Genomic DNA, 14,857 nt, shown 5'->3' with positions numbered 1-14,857 from the left:
CGGTTGGTCCAGACCTTTCTACTCTCACGGCAACACTGTGGTGAGCGTGCCATGACAAAGCGTGCTCACGGGCGGCGCAGGTCCCACCCCCATGTCGCAGCCGGCCCCACGGCCGCGACGGACCTACGGAGGAGCACCCTTGAGCACAGCATCCCCACCCCCCACCAGGCGCACCCGGTTCTTCACCAGGGTCGCGGCGGTCGTCGCCGCGCTCGCCCTCCCCGTCACCGGGCTCGTGGCCCTGGCCGGCCCGGCCCAGGCCGCCGCCGCGGCGACCGCGACGTACACCAAGGTCTCCGACTGGGGTTCCGGCTTCGAGGGCAAGTGGGTGGTGAAGAACACCGGCACCACCACCCTCAGCAGCTGGACCGTGGAGTGGGACTACCCGGCGGGCACCTCGGTCACCTCGGCCTGGGACGCCACCGTGACCGGCTCGGGCACCCACTGGACCGCCAAGAACGTCGGCTGGAACGGCACCCTCGCCCCCGGGGCCACCGCCAGCTTCGGCTTCAACGGTTCCGGCTCCGGCGCCCCCAGCGGCTGCAGGATCAACGGAGCCTCCTGCGACGGCGGCACCCAGCCCGGCGACACTCCCCCCACCGCTCCCGGCGCCCCCGCCGCGAGCAACGTCGCCGACACCTCGCTGACCCTGACCTGGACCCCGGCCACCGACGACAAGGGCGTCAAGAACTACGACGTCTACCGCGGCTCCGCAAAGGTCGCCACGGTCACCGGCACCAGCTACGCGGACTCGGGCCTGACCAAGGGCACGACGTACACCTACAGCGTCACCGCCCGCGACACCGTCGACCAGACCGGCCCCTCCTCCGGCTCCACCACGGTCACCACGACCGGCGGGGTCATCCCCCCGGACCCGGGCGACAAGGTCAAGCTCGGCTACTTCACCAACTGGGGCGTCTACGGACGTAACTACCACGTGAAGAACCTGGTCACCTCGGGTACCGCCGGCCGGATCACGCACATCAACTACGCCTTCGGCAACGTCCAGAACGGCCAGTGCACGATCGGTGACGCCTACGCCGACTACGACAAGGCCTACACCGCCGACCAGAGCGTCGACGGCGTCGCCGACACCTGGGACCAGCCGCTGCGGGGCAACTTCAACCAGCTGCGCAAGCTGAAGAAGGCGTACCCGAACATCAAGATCCTGTGGTCCTTCGGCGGCTGGACCTGGTCCGGCGGCTTCCCGCAGGCCGCCGCCAACCCGGCCGCCTTCGCCCAGTCCTGCTACAACCTGGTCGAGGACCCGCGCTGGGCCGACGTCTTCGACGGCATCGACCTGGACTGGGAGTACCCGAACGCCTGCGGCCTGTCCTGCGACACCAGCGGCCCGGCGGCCTTCAAGAACCTGATGCAGGCCGTGAAGACCCGCTTCGGCGCGAACAACCTGGTCACCGCCGCCATCACCGCCGACGCCTCGGACGGCGGCAAGATCGACAAGGCGGACTACGCGGGCGCCGCGCAGTACACCGACTTCTACAACGTCATGACCTACGACTTCTTCGGCGCCTGGGCGGCCCAGGGCCCGACCGCCCCGCACTCCCCGCTCACCTCGTACGCCGGCATCCCGCAGGCCGGCTTCAACTCGGCCGACGCCATCGTCAAGCTCAAGGCCAAGGGCGTGCCGGGCTCCAAGCTCAACCTGGGCATCGGCTTCTACGGCCGCGGCTGGACCGGCGTCACCCAGGCGGCCCCCGGCGGCACCGCCACCGGACCGGCCCCGGGCACGTACGAGCAGGGCATCGAGGACTACAAGGTGCTCAAGAACAGCTGCCCGGCCACCGGCACCGTCGCCGGCACGGCCTACGCCAAGTGCGGCAGCAACTGGTGGAGCTACGACACACCCGCCACCATCGCCGGGAAGATGACCTGGGCCAAGCAGCAGGGCCTCAGGGGAGCCTTCTACTGGGAGTTCAGCGGCGACACCGCGAACGGCGAGCTCGCCAACGCCGTCCACACCGGGCTCCGGTAACGGACGGAAGCCGGGGAGACGGGTCCGCCCCCGTCTCCCCGGCTTCTTCATGCCCTCACGTACCCCTCCGGGGTAACGGGCCCGTTCTAGGCGACGTTCACCCGCTGGCCGGGCGGCGCCGCCTCCAGCCATGCCAGGAAGCCCGTCAGCGCGTCCTCGCTCATCGCCAGCTCCAGGCGCGTCCCCCGGTGGAGACAGCCGAGCACGACGGCGTCGGACAGCAGGGCCAGCTCCTCCTCGCCCTCCGGGGCGCGGCGGGCCAGGACCTCGATGGAGGAACGCTCCAGCAGCCGGCGCGGGCGCGGGGAGTACGAGAACACCCGGAACCACTCGATCCGGTCACCGCTGTAGCGGGCGACCCCGTACACCCACCCCTTGCCGGAGATGTCGGGCTCTTCGGCGACACCCCAGCGCATGCTGCAGTCGAAGGTGCCGCCGGACCGCTGGATCAGTCTGCGTCGCAGTCCGAAGACGAACAGCCCGATCACCACCAGGGCTACGACCAGGCCGCTCACAAGCAGAGCGAGGAGCATCTTCACCGACCTCCTCGCTCATCGAATACGCATGAGAAAAAACAGACCTGCATCGCCTCAGCCGCGACCCGGTCTGGAAAATTCCAGAACGGACCGCGGCTGAGGTCTGCCGGGCCCCGGAGGTCGCCCTCCGGGGCCCGGCGGTTGAAACTCCGACGGGCGTTCAGCCCGTTACGGCGCGCAGCCGGACATCCGCGCGACGCTCGGCGGCCGCGTCGGCCTCCGCCTTCGCGCGCTCCAGTGCCCGCTCCGCACGCTGGACATCGATCTCGTCCGCGAGCTCGGCGATCTCGGCCAGCAGCGACAGCTTGTTGTCCGCGAACGAGATGAATCCGCCGTGCACCGCGGCGATGACAGTGCTGCCCTCGCTGGTGCGGATGGTCACCGGGCCCGATTCCAGCACACCGAGAAGCGGCTGGTGACCGGGCATGACGCCGATGTCGCCGGACGTGGTGCGGGCGACAACAAGGGTGGCCTCGCCGGACCAGACATTGCGGTCCGCCGCGACCAGCTCGACGTGCAGCTCAGCAGCCAAGGTGGCTCCTCGGGTCACCACCCGGCGGGTCGGCCGGGTGTTGGGTCAAATTCTAATGGGCGTGGGGAGAGGGACGGGACACACCCGCCCCTCTCCGTCGAACCTGCGAACCGGATGCGCCCCTCGCGGAGCGCGCCGGATCAGGAGACGCCCAGCTCCTTGGCGTTGGCCTTCAGGTCCTCGATGCCACCGCACATGAAGAACGCCTGCTCGGGGAAGTGGTCGTACTCGCCGTCGCAGATCGCGTTGAACGCGGTGATCGACTCGTCGAGCGGAACGTCCGAACCGTCCACGCCGGTGAACTGCTTCGCCACGTGGGTGTTCTGCGACAGGAAGCGCTCGACACGACGGGCACGGTGGACAACGAGCTTGTCCTCCTCGCCCAGCTCGTCGATACCGAGGATCGCGATGATGTCCTGGAGGTCCTTGTACTTCTGCAGGATCCCCTTGACACGCATGGCGGCCGCGTAGTGGTCCGCCGCGATGTACCGCGGGTCGAGGATGCGGGACGTCGAGTCCAGCGGGTCCACGGCCGGGTAGATGCCCTTCTCGGAGATCGGACGGGAGAGAACCGTCGTCGCGTCGAGGTGGGCGAAGGTGGTCGCCGGCGCCGGGTCGGTCAGGTCGTCCGCGGGGACGTAGATCGCCTGCATCGAGGTGATCGAGTGACCACGGGTCGAGGTGATGCGCTCCTGGAGGAGACCCATCTCGTCGGCCAGGTTCGGCTGGTAACCCACCGCGGAGGGCATACGGCCGAGCAGGGTCGACACCTCGGAACCCGCCTGGGTGTACCGGAAGATGTTGTCGATGAAGAAGAGCACGTCCTGCTTCTGAACATCGCGGAAGTACTCCGCCATGGTCAGACCGGCCAGGGCGACGCGCAGACGGGTGCCCGGGGGCTCGTCCATCTGGCCGAAGACAAGGGCGGTCTTGTCGATGACGCCCGAGTCACCCATCTCCTCGATGAGGTCGTTGCCCTCACGGGTACGCTCACCGACGCCCGCGAACACCGACACACCGTCGTGGTTGTTGGCGACGCGGTAGATCATTTCCTGGATCAGAACGGTCTTGCCGACACCGGCACCACCGAACAGACCGATCTTTCCACCCTTGACGTACGGGGTGAGAAGGTCGATGACCTTGACGCCGGTCTCGAACATCTCCGTCTTGGACTCGAGCTCGTCGAAGCTCGGGGCCTTGCGGTGGATGGGCCAGCGCTCGGTGACCTCGGCGTTCGCCTCGGGGTAGTTGAGCACCTCACCCAGGGTGTTGAACACCTTGCCCTTGGTGAAGTCGCCGACGGGGACGGTGATGCCCTCGCCCGTGTCGGTCACCGGGGCCTGGCGGACCAGACCGTCGGTGGGCTGCATCGAGATCGTGCGGACCAGGCCGTCACCCAGGTGCTGGGCGACCTCAAGGGTCAGCGTCTTGAGCGCGCCGTCCTCGGCCGGGTCGGCGACCTGGACCTTCAGCGCGTTGTAGATGTCGGGCATCGCGTCGACGGGGAACTCCACGTCGACGACCGGGCCGATGACCCGGGCGATGCGGCCCGTGGCAGCGGCCGTCTCAACAGAGGTCGTCATTACTTGTCACTCCCCGCGGTCGCGTCGGCCATGGCGCTGGCGCCACCGACGATCTCGCTGATTTCCTGGGTGATTTCGGCCTGGCGGGCCGCGTTGGCAAGCCGGGAGAGGCTCTTGATGAGGTCCCCGGCGTTGTCGGTCGCCGACTTCATCGCGCGGCGGCGGGCGGCGTGCTCGGAAGCGGCCGACTGCAGCAGTGCGTTGTAGATCCGGCTCTCGACGTAGCGCGGCAGAAGGGCGTCGAGGACGTCCTCCGCCGACGGCTCGAACTCGAACAGCGGAAGGATCTCGCCCTTCGCACCGTCCTCCTCCGCAGCCTTGTCGAGGCTGAGCGGCAGCATCCGGCCGTCGACCGCGTTCTGCGTCATCATCGACACGAATTCCGTGTAGACGATGTGCAGCTCGTCGACGCCGCCCTCGGCCGTTTCCAGCTGGATGGCCTCGATCAGCGGACCCGCGACGCGCTTGGCGTCGGCGTAGGCCGGGCTGTCGGTGAAGCCGGTCCACGAGTCCGTGACCTTGCGCTCACGGAAGCCGTAGTAGGCGACACCCTTACGGCCGACGATGTAGCTGTCGACCTCCTTGCCCTCGCCGCGCAGCCGCTCGGTGAGCCGCTCCGCCTGCTTGATGGCGTTCGAGGAGTAGCCGCCGGCCAGACCGCGGTCGCTCGTGATGAGCAGGACCGCGGCGCGGGTCGGCGTCTCCACCTCGGTGGTCAGGGCGTGCTTGTTGTTCGAGCCGGTCGCCACCGCCGTCACCGCACGGGTGAGCTCGGTCGCGTACGGCATCGACGCCGCCACCTTGCGCTGCGCCTTGACGATGCGCGAGGCGGCGATCATCTCCATCGCCTTGGTGATCTTCTTGGTCGCCGTGATGGCACGGATGCGACGCTTGTAGACCCGGAGCTGCGCTCCCATGAGTCAGGTCCCTTCCGTCGTCACTTGGAGACGTTGACGGCCGGCACGTCCTCGCCCAGGAGCTTGCCGTCCGAGGTCTCGAACTGGCGCTTGAAGGCCGCGATGGCGTCGGCGATCGAGCCGAGGGTGTCGTCCGACATCTTGCCGCCGTCGGCGATGGAGGTGAGGAGGTCCTTGCGCTCGCGGCGCAGGTGCTCCAGCAGCTCCGACTCGAAGCGACGGATGTCGGCGACCGGGACGTCGTCCATCTTGCCGGTGGTGCCGGCCCAGACGGAGACGACCTGCTCCTCGACGGGCATCGGCTGGTACTGGCCCTGCTTCAGCAGCTCGACCATGCGCTTGCCGCGCTCCAGCGAGGCCTTCGACGCGGCGTCCAGGTCGGAACCGAAGGCGGCGAACGCCTCCAGCTCGCGGTACTGGGCCAGGTCGACGCGGAGACGACCCGAAACCTGCTTCATGGCCTTGTGCTGGGCGGAGCCACCGACGCGGGAGACGGAGATACCGACGTTCAGCGCCGGGCGCTGGCCCGCGTTGAACAGGTCGGACTCCAGGAAGCACTGGCCGTCGGTGATGGAGATGACGTTGGTCGGGATGAACGCCGACACGTCGTTCGCCTTGGTCTCGACGATCGGCAGACCGGTCATCGAACCGGCGCCCATCTCGTCGGACAGCTTCGCGCAGCGCTCCAGCAGACGGGAGTGCAGGTAGAAGACGTCACCCGGGTAGGCCTCACGGCCCGGCGGGCGGCGCAGCAGCAGCGACACGGCGCGGTAGGCGTCGGCCTGCTTCGACAGGTCGTCGAAGATGATCAGGACGTGCTTGCCGGCGTACATCCAGTGCTGGCCGATGGCGGAACCGGTGTACGGCGCCAGGTACTTGAAGCCGGCCGGGTCGGACGCCGGGGCGGCGACGATCGTCGTGTACTCGAGCGCGCCGGCCTCTTCCAGGGCGCCGCGAACGGACGCGATGGTCGAGCCCTTCTGGCCGATGGCGACGTAGATGCAGCGGACCTGCTTGTTCACGTCGCCGGAGCGCCAGTTGTCGCGCTGGTTGATGATCGTGTCGACGGCCAGAGCGGTCTTGCCGGTCTGACGGTCACCAATGATCAGCTGACGCTGGCCACGGCCGATCGGCACCATCGCGTCGACGGCCTTGTAGCCGGTCTGCATGGGCTCGTGCACCGACTTACGGACCATGACGCCCGGGGCCTGCAGCTCGAGGGCGCGGCGGCCCTCGGTCGCGATCTCGCCGAGGCCGTCGATCGGGTTGCCGAGCGGGTCGACGACACGGCCGAGGTAGCCCTCGCCGACACCTACGGAGAGAACCTCACCGGTGCGCTGCACCGGCTGGCCCTCCTCGATACCGCTGAACTCGCCGAGGACGATCGCACCGATCTCGCGCTCCTCGAGGTTGAGGGCGAGACCGAGGGTGCCGTCCTCGAACTTCAGCAGCTCGTTCGCCATGGCGGAGGGCAGGCCCTCCACCTTCGCGATGCCGTCGCCGGCAACGCTGACCGTTCCGACCTCCTCGCGCGAGGCCGCGTCCGGCTGGTACGACTGGACAAAGTTCTCCAGTGCGTCCCGGATCTCCTCCGGCCGGATCGTGAGCTCCGCCATCTGGGTTCCCTGCTCTCCTTGTTGGGCCTGAAGCTTCTTAGGGGTCTGGGGGCGACCCCCAGGAATCTTCTGCAAGTTCTGCACGGCCCAACCGGGCCGCTAGGAATGCTTTGTACTTTTGGTGGCTGGTCAGCCGGCCATGCGGCGGGACGCCTCTGCGAGGCGGTCCGCGATGGTGCCGTCGATGACCTCGTCGCCGACTCGCACCGAGATCCCGCCGAGGACCTCGGGGTCCACGTCGAGGTTCAGGTGCATCTGGCGGCCGTACAGCTTGGCCAGCACCGCGCCGAGACGCTGCTTCTGCACGTCGCTGAGCGGAACCGCGCTGGTCACGGTGGCGACCATGCGGTCACGGCGCTCGGCGGCGAGCTTGGAAAGGGACTCGAGTCCCGCTTCCAGGCTACGTCCACGCGGGTGGGTGACAAGACGGATCACCAGGCGCTCGGTGACGGCGCTCACCTTGCCGTTGAGCAGGCTGCGCAGCAGCTGGCTCTTGGCGGAGGCGGTCGCCGCGCGGTCGGTCAGCGCGGCACGCAGCTCGGTGTTCGAGGACACGATCCGGCCGAAGCGGAAGATCTCGTCCTCGACGTCGTCGAGCACCTCGGCCTGCTGGGCCGCCGTGAGGTCGGCGGTGGCCGCCAGCTCCTCCAGCGAGTCCACCAGGTCGCGGGACTGCGACCAGCGGGACCGGGCCATGCCGGACACCAGGTCGAGGGCCTCCCCGCCGACCTGACCGCCGAGCAGCCGAGCGACGAGCTCGGCCTTGGCCTCGCCGGACTGCGCCGGGTCCGTGATGACCCGACGCAGCGAGACCTCACGGTCGAGCAGCGCGGTGACAGCGGCCAGCTCACCGGCGAGCTTCGCCGCGTCGACGGACGTGTTGTCCGTCAGCGCGTCGAGACGCTCGCGCGCGGAGGCCAGCGCCTCGCGGCTCGCTCCGTTCATCGGGCCGCCTCGGCCTTCTCCTCAAGCTCGCTGAGGAAGCGGTCGATGGTGCGGCTCTGCCGGGCGTGGTCCTCGAGGGACTCGCCGACGAGCTTGCCGGCCAGGTCGGTGGCGAGCTTGCCGACGTCCTGACGCAGCGCCTGAGAGGCGGCCTTGCGGTCTGCCGCGATCTGGGCGTGGCCGGCAGCGATGATCTCCTCACGCTGCCGCTGGCCCTCTGCGCGCAGTTCTTCCTTCAGCGCAGTGCCCTGCTCCAGCGCTTCCTGGCGCAGGCGCGCGGCCTCGTGCCGGGCTTCGGCGAGCTGGGCCTTGTACTGCTCCAGGACGCTCTGGGCCTCGGTCTGAGCGGCTTCCGCCTTCTCGATACCGCCCTCGATGGCCTCGCGGCGCTCTTCCAGAACCTTGTTGATGTTCGGGAGGAGCTTCTTCGCGAGGAAACCGAAGACGATGACGAAGGCGATCAGACCGATGACGAGCTCGGGGATCGGCGGAACGAGGGGGTTTTGAGGCTCCTCGGCCGCGAGAACCAGGAGGTTCACATCAGTGCCTTTCGTCGATTCGGACTAGTCGTGTTCGTCAGGCGTAGACGAACGGCATGACCAGACCGATGAGGGCGAGCGCCTCACAGAAGGCGAAGCCGAGGATCTGGTTGGCGCGGATCAGACCGGCAGCTTCGGGCTGACGGGCGAGCGCCTGGGTGCCGTTACCGAAGATGATGCCGACGCCGACGCCGGGGCCGATCGCCGCGAGGCCGTAGCCAACGGAGCTGAGGGAACCGGTGACGGCAGCAAGGGTCTGGGACATGCCAGTTCTTCCTTCTCTTTCACGGACCGGTGGGGGTTGGCCACCGGACGACTGGGGGGATTGCTTGGAGCGGGCCGCGCTCAGTGGTGCTCGGCGAGCGCGCCCTGCAGGAAGCTGCAAGCCAGCAGCACGAAGACGTAGGCCTGGACGGCCTGGATGAAGAGCTCGAAGGCGGTCATCACGATGACCATGACGAACGAGACGCCCGCGTAGGCGATGCCGATCCCGTTCAGCAGGTACCAGCTGGCGATCGTGAAGAGCAGCAGCAGGGTGTGACCGGCGAACATGTTCGCGAACAGTCGGACCGCGTGGGTGAAGGGGCGGACCAGGACGTTCGAGAAGAACTCGATCACCATGACCATCGGCAGAACCGGGCCGAGCGTCTTGTCGTAGCCCGTGATGTTCTTGAAGCCGCCGACGAAACCGTGGCGCTTGAAGGTCACCGACATCCACATGACGTAGATGACAAGGGCGAGCCCGGCCGGGTACGCGATGACCGCGGTCACCGGGAACTGGGCGAGCGGGACGATGGACCAGAGGTTCATCATCCAGACGAAGAAGAACGTCGCGACCATGAAGGGGACGTACTTCTCGCCCTCCTTCTTGCCCAGCGTTTCGTAGACGATGCCGCGGCGCACGAAGTCGTAGCCGGCCTCGGCGACCATCTGCAGCTTGCCCGGGACGACCTTCGGCTTCCGGAACGCGGCCCAGAAGAAGGCAACGATGATGACCGAGCCCAGCAGGGCCAGGAGCATCGTCTTGTTGAAGTACAGGCCGTCCGCATCGCCGAACATCGGCTTGAACAGGAACGAGTACAGGGTCGGGCCCGGGAAGCCGCAGCCAGTGCCGTCTTCGAAATGACAATTGATCTCGAAGGCGAGCGTCATGTCAGCAGCACTCACCGCAGGGCTCCTTCAGCGTGGCGCATAGGTACGGCAACCTCGTTGTGTCGGCGCGGCGCGCAGCCGCGGTTCGGCACTGGACTGGTGTAACGGATGGTGGGGCGGCAGTCAGGCATCGAGCCTCGCGATGGAACAGGCGTCAGCTCAGATGCCCGCGCCCGCAGTGCCGCAGTTGGCACCGGACGATAGCAGGATCTCGAACGCCCACTTATCCCGGCCCTACCCTTCACGACTTCGGCCCCGGATTTTCGGGCTTGTCGCCCTTCACCGAGTCCGGTTCGACGTAAAGGATCTTGGCCTTCATGTGGGCACGCGTCTGCGCGGCGATCCACACCAGGGTGGTGGCGACGAGCGTGATGGCGAAGGCCTTGGGGTTGAACAGCGTCGTGTTCTTGAACGCTGCGACAAAGACGAAAAGCAGCAGGATCTGGGCCGTGTAGAGCATGAGCCCCATGGCCTGGAAGAGGTGCGGAAGCGATTTCGCCGTGCGCTGCAGAACGACGAATCCGATGCCCATGAACAGGATCACGACCAGCGTCGCGACGACGGCTCCGACCGCGCCCTTGCCGCCGACGACAAGCCCACTGATCAACGCGGCGAGTGCGCCGGCGATGGCCGTGGGCACGGCGGCTTGCAGAAGGGATCGGACGTCATCTGACCGCATGGCGGTTTGCTCCGCGTGGTGGTGGGGGCACTGGACTCGTACGGGACGAGCGTAAGCCCGGTCCGAGAGAGAACCTCGGGCCAAGGGACCGTCGCACTACGGTCCTTCGGCTCTGTCGCCGGGTTTAGTGAACGGTATCACAAACTATTTGATGAGAGCTTTACCTGCCGGGTGTGCCGACTGTCACACATGAGAGTGACCCTGCGCGTGTGTGCGCGACAGGAGGGTCGACTGTCTGCTAATGGGCGGCGATGTCGGACATGTGCCATGGCCGTCAGCGAGTGGATTCAGCCTTACGCCGCTCGGGGAAGCGCGAACGGGGGCCCACGGCGGTCGCTCCGTTGACGCCCGAGACGCCCGCGGTGATCGGCCTGGCGGGCTGCGGCTCGGCGCCCGAGGCGTCCTGCGCGGCCGCCTCCGCGGCCGCTTCCGCCGCCCGTGTGGCGTGCCGGTAGCGCGGCGGGACCAGGCGCTCGGCCCAGGCCGGGGTGCGCGGTGTGAAGCGCGGCAGGAGGAGCAGGAAGAGGCCCACCGCGCTGAGCACGGCGATCACCAGCACGATCCACATCGCGGCGGAGTGCACGGAGTAGGCCACGGTGCCGAAGGCGATCAGGCCCGACCAGAAGTACATGATCAGGACCGCGCGGCTGTGCGAGTGGCCGAGTTCCAGCAGCCGGTGGTGCAGGTGCCCGCGGTCGGCCGCGAACGGCGACTGGCCCTTCCACGTACGGCGCACGATGGCCAGCACCAGGTCCGCCATCGGGATGGCGATCACCGTCAGCGGCAGGATCAGCGGGATGTACGCGGGGAGCATCGCGTGCGTCGCGTTGCGCTCACCGCCGGCGAACAGGGCCAGCGCGTCCGGGTCCACCTGGCCCGTCAGCGAGATCGCCGCGGCGGCCAGCACCAGCCCGATGAGCATCGAGCCGGAGTCGCCCATGAAGATCCTGGCGGGGTGCATGTTGTGCGGCAGGAAGCCCAGGCACATGCCCATCAGGATGGCCGCGAAGAGGGTGGCGGGCGCCGCGGACTCGATGCCGTAGCCGAACCAGATCCGGTAGGCGTACAGGAAGAGCGCCGCGGCGGCGATGCAGACCATGCCGGCGGCGAGGCCGTCGAGGCCGTCCACGAAGTTCACCGCGTTGATGGTGATGACCACGAGGGCCACGGTGAGCAGGTTGCCCTGCCACTGGGTGAGCGGGACCGTACCGATGAAGGGCACCGGGATCCACAGGATGGTCAGGCCCTGCATGACCATCACACCGGCGGAGATCATCTGCGCGCCGAGCTTGATCAGGGCGTCGATCTCGAACTTGTCGTCCAGGACGCCGATCAGCCAGATCAGGGCGGCTCCGGAGAGCAGTGCGCGCGGTTCGTTCGACTTCTCGAAGACCGCGTTGAGGTTCTGCAGGTGGTCGGCGACCAGCAGCCCCGCGCACAGGCCGCCGAACATCGCGATCCCGCCGAGGCGCGGCGTCGGCTCGCGGTGCACGTCGCGGGCACGGATCTCCGGCATGGCCCCGGCCGCGATCGCGAACTTCCGCACGGGCCCGGTCAGCAGGTAGGTCACCGCGACCGTGACGCAAAGCGTCAGCAGATATTCACGCACTGGCTGCCCCAGATGTATCGCCGGCCATCTCAGCCCCACACATTAGCTGCGATGTCCCCTCTCCCGAGGACGCGAGGGGGCGGTATACCGGTTCCACTACACCCCTCTTGCCCCATTTACTCCCCGTAAGGGGGAAATCCCTCCGTGAGCTCGCCGACCTCCGTACGTGTCTTCGCGGCTTCCCCGCGCAGCGCGGCCGCGAACAACTCCGCGATCCGGTGCATCTGCTCCTCCCGCATGCCCTGGGTGGTCACGGCGGCCGTTCCCAGACGGACGCCCCGCTGGTCCCCGTACGGCAGGACGCAGGTGTCCAGCACCATCCCGGCGGCGGCCAGCCGGCCGCGGGCGGTCGGGCCGTCCACGCCCAGCGGCGCCGGGTCCGCGGTGATCATGTGTGTGTCGGTGCCGCCGGTGGTGACCGTGAAGCCGCGCTCCTCCAGGGCGCCCGCGAGCACCCGGGCATTGGCGACCACACGGTGGGCGTAGGTGGCGAAGGCCGGCCGGGACGCCTCGCCGAAGGCGACGGCCTTGGCGGCGATGGTGTGCATCTGGGCCCCGCCCTGGGTGAAGGGGAACACCGCCCGGTCGATGCGCTCGGCGAACTCGGCGCCGCACAGGATCATCCCGCCGCGCGGCCCGCGCAGCACCTTGTGGGTCGTCGCGCACACGACGTCGGCGTACGGCACCGGACTCGGCGCGGCCCCGCCCGCCACCAGCCCGATGGGATGGGCGGCGTCGGCGATCAGATACGCCCCGACCTCGTCGGCGATCTCCCGGAACGCGGAGTACTCGGGATGGCGGGGGTAGGAGATGGACCCGCACACGATGGCTTTCGGCCGGTGCGCCCGGGCGAGATCCTGCACCTGCCGGTAGTCGATGAGGCCGGTTGCGGCGTCGACCCCGTAGCCGACGAAGGTGAACCACTGCCCGGAGAAGTTGGCGGGCGAGCCGTGGGTGAGGTGTCCCCCGTACGGGAGTCCCATCGCCAGCACGGTGTCCCCCGGCCGCAGCAGCGCCGCGTAGGCGGCCAGGACGGCCGAGGAACCGGAGTGCGGCTGCACGTTCGCGTGCTCGGCCCCGAACAGTGCCGTGGCCCGCTCGATCGCCGCGTTTTCGGCAAGGTCCGCGTACTCGCACCCGCCGTGGTAGCGGGCGCCGGGGTAGCCCTCGGCGTACTTGTTCGCGAGCGGGGACCCCAGCGTCGCCAGTACGGCCGTCGAGGTGAAGTTCTCCGCCGCGCTCAGCTGCAGCGTGCCGGCCTGCCTGCGGGCCTCCCCGTCGAGCACGTCGGCCATCTGCGGGTCCTGTCGGCGCAGCAGGTCCGTGGGCTGGGTGATGACGCTCATGGCGCGACTCCAGGGGGTACCGGGTTACCAGCCACTGTAGGCCCGCACCCCCCGCGACGCCCTGCCGACGCCTCCCGCCGGCCTCCGGCCGCCGGGGTCAGCGGCGGGCGGCCACGCCCGTCAGGGCCGTCACCACGGGGTCCAGCGCCTGGTTGATCTCGTCGCCGATGGAGCGGAAGAAGGTGATCGGCGCGCCGTACGGGTCGTACACCTCGTCCGCGTCGGGCGACGGCGCCAGCAGCCATCCGCGCAGCGCCGCGGCGGCCCGTACGAGCGCCCGCGCCCGCTCCGCCATGCCGTCGTCCAGCGGCGGCAGCGTGGCCGGATCTATGGCCCGGACCAGCCGGGTGAACTCCTTGAGCGTGAAGGTGCGCAGCCCCGCCGAATGCCCCATCGAGATGACCTGCGCACGGTGGTCGCGCGTGGCGGTCAGCACCAGGTCGGCGCGTATGACGTGCTCGTCGAGCAGCTCGCGGCCGGTGAACCCGGTCGTGTCGGCCCCGAAGTCCTCCAGCACGGCCGCCGCGTTCGCCTCCATCGGGGCGCCCTCGTGGCCCCACGTACCGGCGCTCTCCACGATGAGGTCGCCGCCGACGGGGCCGCCGAGGCGGTGCGAGAGGGCGTGCCGGGTGAGCCGCTCGGTGATGGGCGAGCGGCACACGTTGCCCGTGCTGACGTGGAGTATGCGGAAAGTGCTTCCCCCTGCTATGCCACGCCCCTCAGGGCTCACGGGGCCACCTCGAGGTCGGGTACGACCTCCCGCAGCTGGTCGGCGCTGAGCGCCCCCTCGCGCAGCAGCACGGGAACCTTCCCCGTGACGTCGACGATCGACGACGGCTCGATGCCGGGCGTCGGACCGCCGTCCAGGTAGACGGACACCGAGTCGCCGAGCATCTCGCGGGCCGCGTCGCAGTCCTCGGGGGCCGGGTGCCCGGAGAGGTTGGCCGAGGACACCGCCATCGGGCCGACCTCCGTCAGCAGCTCGATGGCGACCGGGTGCAGCGGCATGCGGACGGCGACGGTGCCGTGGGTGTCGCCGAGATCCCACGCCAGGGACGGCTGGTGCTTGGCGACCAGCGTGAGCGCGCCGGGCCAGAAGGCGTCGACGAGCTCCCAGGCCTGCTCGGAGAAGTCCGTGACGAGGCCGTGCAGGGTGTTCGGGGAACCGATGAGCACCGGGGTGGGCATGCCGCGGCCGCGGCCCTTGGCGGCGAGGAGGTCGTGCACGGCCTCCGGGCTGAAGGCGTCCGCGCCGATCCCGTACAGGGTGTCGGTGGGCAGCACGACGAGCTCGCCGCGGCGCACGGCGGATGCGGCTTCACGCAGGCCCGTCTTGCGGTCCGTCGCGTCGTTGCAGTCGTATCGCCGGGCCATCAGCGGGCCTCCTCGTGCAGCAGGGGGGTGGCGGGG

General features: G+C 69.0%; 15 protein-coding genes. 1 reads left to right on the top strand and 14 read right to left on the bottom strand.

Annotated elements, in window-relative coordinates; translation table 11 throughout:
• The first annotated feature begins 91 nt into the window (after nucleotides 1–91).
• The gene (locus NRK68_RS23525; RefSeq protein ID WP_183067352.1) at nucleotides 92–1,993 is read left to right on the top strand and encodes a glycoside hydrolase family 18 chitinase; all 1,902 of its coding nucleotides are present in this window, start codon (nucleotides 92–94) and stop codon (nucleotides 1,991–1,993) included.
• An 86-nt stretch (nucleotides 1,994–2,079) separates the two neighbouring features.
• On the opposite strand, the gene NRK68_RS23520 is transcribed toward NRK68_RS23525, so the two are convergent.
• The 14 genes from NRK68_RS23520 to NRK68_RS23455 form a co-directional block, all read right to left on the bottom strand.
• Nucleotides 2,080–2,526, bottom strand: coding sequence for a DUF2550 domain-containing protein (locus NRK68_RS23520; protein WP_030826849.1), 447 nt, complete (start codon nucleotides 2,524–2,526; stop codon nucleotides 2,080–2,082).
• A gap of 163 nt (nucleotides 2,527–2,689) precedes the next feature.
• Nucleotides 2,690–3,061, bottom strand: coding sequence for a F0F1 ATP synthase subunit epsilon (locus NRK68_RS23515; RefSeq protein ID WP_183067351.1), 372 nt, complete (start codon nucleotides 3,059–3,061; stop codon nucleotides 2,690–2,692).
• Nucleotides 3,062–3,201: 140 nt separating this feature from the next.
• On the bottom strand, nucleotides 3,202–4,644 hold the full coding sequence (atpD, locus tag NRK68_RS23510) for a F0F1 ATP synthase subunit beta (RefSeq protein ID WP_183067350.1): 1,443 nt from the start codon (nucleotides 4,642–4,644) through the stop codon (nucleotides 3,202–3,204).
• The gene (locus NRK68_RS23505; protein WP_030853614.1) at nucleotides 4,644–5,561 is read right to left on the bottom strand and encodes a F0F1 ATP synthase subunit gamma; all 918 of its coding nucleotides are present in this window, start codon (nucleotides 5,559–5,561) and stop codon (nucleotides 4,644–4,646) included. Before NRK68_RS23505 ends, atpD begins: the two co-directional genes overlap by 1 nt.
• Nucleotides 5,562–5,581: 20 nt before the next feature.
• On the bottom strand, nucleotides 5,582–7,177 hold the full coding sequence (gene atpA, locus NRK68_RS23500; protein WP_030660299.1) for a F0F1 ATP synthase subunit alpha: 1,596 nt from the start codon (nucleotides 7,175–7,177) through the stop codon (nucleotides 5,582–5,584).
• 129 nt (nucleotides 7,178–7,306) lie between these two features.
• On the bottom strand, nucleotides 7,307–8,122 hold the full coding sequence (locus NRK68_RS23495; RefSeq protein ID WP_183067349.1) for a F0F1 ATP synthase subunit delta: 816 nt from the start codon (nucleotides 8,120–8,122) through the stop codon (nucleotides 7,307–7,309).
• Nucleotides 8,119–8,661, bottom strand: a complete 543-nt coding sequence (locus NRK68_RS23490; RefSeq protein WP_030826858.1) for a F0F1 ATP synthase subunit B — start codon at nucleotides 8,659–8,661, stop codon at nucleotides 8,119–8,121. The genes NRK68_RS23495 and NRK68_RS23490 overlap by 4 nt, the downstream gene beginning before the upstream one ends.
• 37 nt (nucleotides 8,662–8,698) lie before the next feature.
• Nucleotides 8,699–8,926 carry an ATP synthase subunit C-like protein gene (locus tag NRK68_RS23485; RefSeq protein WP_046776171.1) on the bottom strand — a complete coding sequence of 76 codons (228 nt, stop codon included), beginning with the start codon at nucleotides 8,924–8,926 and terminating at the stop codon, nucleotides 8,699–8,701.
• Between the two features lie 80 nt (nucleotides 8,927–9,006).
• Nucleotides 9,007–9,813, bottom strand: a complete 807-nt coding sequence (gene atpB / locus NRK68_RS23480) for a F0F1 ATP synthase subunit A (protein ID WP_046776170.1) — start codon at nucleotides 9,811–9,813, stop codon at nucleotides 9,007–9,009.
• A 241-nt stretch (nucleotides 9,814–10,054) separates the two neighbouring features.
• Complete coding sequence (locus NRK68_RS23475) at nucleotides 10,055–10,492, bottom strand: Cg1360 family ATP-synthase-associated protein (protein WP_183067348.1); 438 nt, start codon at nucleotides 10,490–10,492, stop codon at nucleotides 10,055–10,057.
• A 274-nt stretch (nucleotides 10,493–10,766) separates the two neighbouring features.
• Nucleotides 10,767–12,101, bottom strand: a complete 1,335-nt coding sequence (locus tag NRK68_RS23470) for an MraY family glycosyltransferase (RefSeq protein ID WP_183067347.1) — start codon at nucleotides 12,099–12,101, stop codon at nucleotides 10,767–10,769.
• A 116-nt stretch (nucleotides 12,102–12,217) separates the two neighbouring features.
• Nucleotides 12,218–13,447: a serine hydroxymethyltransferase gene (glyA, locus tag NRK68_RS23465; RefSeq protein ID WP_183067346.1), complete on the bottom strand. Its 1,230-nt coding sequence runs from the start codon at nucleotides 13,445–13,447 to the stop codon at nucleotides 12,218–12,220.
• A gap of 97 nt (nucleotides 13,448–13,544) precedes the next feature.
• Nucleotides 13,545–14,177 (bottom strand): arsenate reductase/protein-tyrosine-phosphatase family protein, encoded by a 633-nt coding sequence (locus NRK68_RS23460; RefSeq protein WP_183067345.1) that lies wholly within the window; start codon nucleotides 14,175–14,177, stop codon nucleotides 13,545–13,547.
• Nucleotides 14,174–14,821: an L-threonylcarbamoyladenylate synthase gene (locus tag NRK68_RS23455; RefSeq protein WP_030964254.1), complete on the bottom strand. Its 648-nt coding sequence runs from the start codon at nucleotides 14,819–14,821 to the stop codon at nucleotides 14,174–14,176. Before NRK68_RS23455 ends, NRK68_RS23460 begins: the two co-directional genes overlap by 4 nt.
• Nucleotides 14,822–14,857 lie beyond the last annotated feature (36 nt).

It is taken from the genome of Streptomyces yangpuensis (assembly GCF_024666385.1).
GTDB lineage: Bacteria > Actinomycetota > Actinomycetes > Streptomycetales > Streptomycetaceae > Streptomyces > Streptomyces yangpuensis.
The sequence above is the reverse complement of the archived record's forward strand: the minus strand, read 5'-3'. Positions and strand labels throughout refer to the sequence as shown.

What these genes read in the sequence shown, in the direction of transcription:
- NRK68_RS23525 (WP_183067352.1), top strand. Translation starts at nt 92, where the DNA reads ATGTCGCAGCCGGCCCCACGGCCGCGACGGACCTACGGAGGAGCACCC.
- NRK68_RS23520 (WP_030826849.1), bottom strand. Translation starts at nt 2,526, where the DNA reads ATGCTCCTCGCTCTGCTTGTGAGCGGCCTGGTCGTAGCCCTGGTGGTG.
- atpD (WP_183067350.1), bottom strand. Translation starts at nt 4,644, where the DNA reads ATGACGACCTCTGTTGAGACGGCCGCTGCCACGGGCCGCATCGCCCGG.
- NRK68_RS23505 (WP_030853614.1), bottom strand. Translation starts at nt 5,561, where the DNA reads ATGGGAGCGCAGCTCCGGGTCTACAAGCGTCGCATCCGTGCCATCACG.
- atpA (WP_030660299.1), bottom strand. Translation starts at nt 7,177, where the DNA reads ATGGCGGAGCTCACGATCCGGCCGGAGGAGATCCGGGACGCACTGGAG.
- NRK68_RS23495 (WP_183067349.1), bottom strand. Translation starts at nt 8,122, where the DNA reads ATGAACGGAGCGAGCCGCGAGGCGCTGGCCTCCGCGCGCGAGCGTCTC.
- NRK68_RS23485 (WP_046776171.1), bottom strand. Translation starts at nt 8,926, where the DNA reads ATGTCCCAGACCCTTGCTGCCGTCACCGGTTCCCTCAGCTCCGTTGGC.
- atpB (WP_046776170.1), bottom strand. Translation starts at nt 9,813, where the DNA reads ATGACGCTCGCCTTCGAGATCAATTGTCATTTCGAAGACGGCACTGGC.
- NRK68_RS23475 (WP_183067348.1), bottom strand. Translation starts at nt 10,492, where the DNA reads ATGCGGTCAGATGACGTCCGATCCCTTCTGCAAGCCGCCGTGCCCACG.
- glyA (WP_183067346.1), bottom strand. Translation starts at nt 13,447, where the DNA reads ATGAGCGTCATCACCCAGCCCACGGACCTGCTGCGCCGACAGGACCCG.
- NRK68_RS23455 (WP_030964254.1), bottom strand. Translation starts at nt 14,821, where the DNA reads ATGGCCCGGCGATACGACTGCAACGACGCGACGGACCGCAAGACGGGC.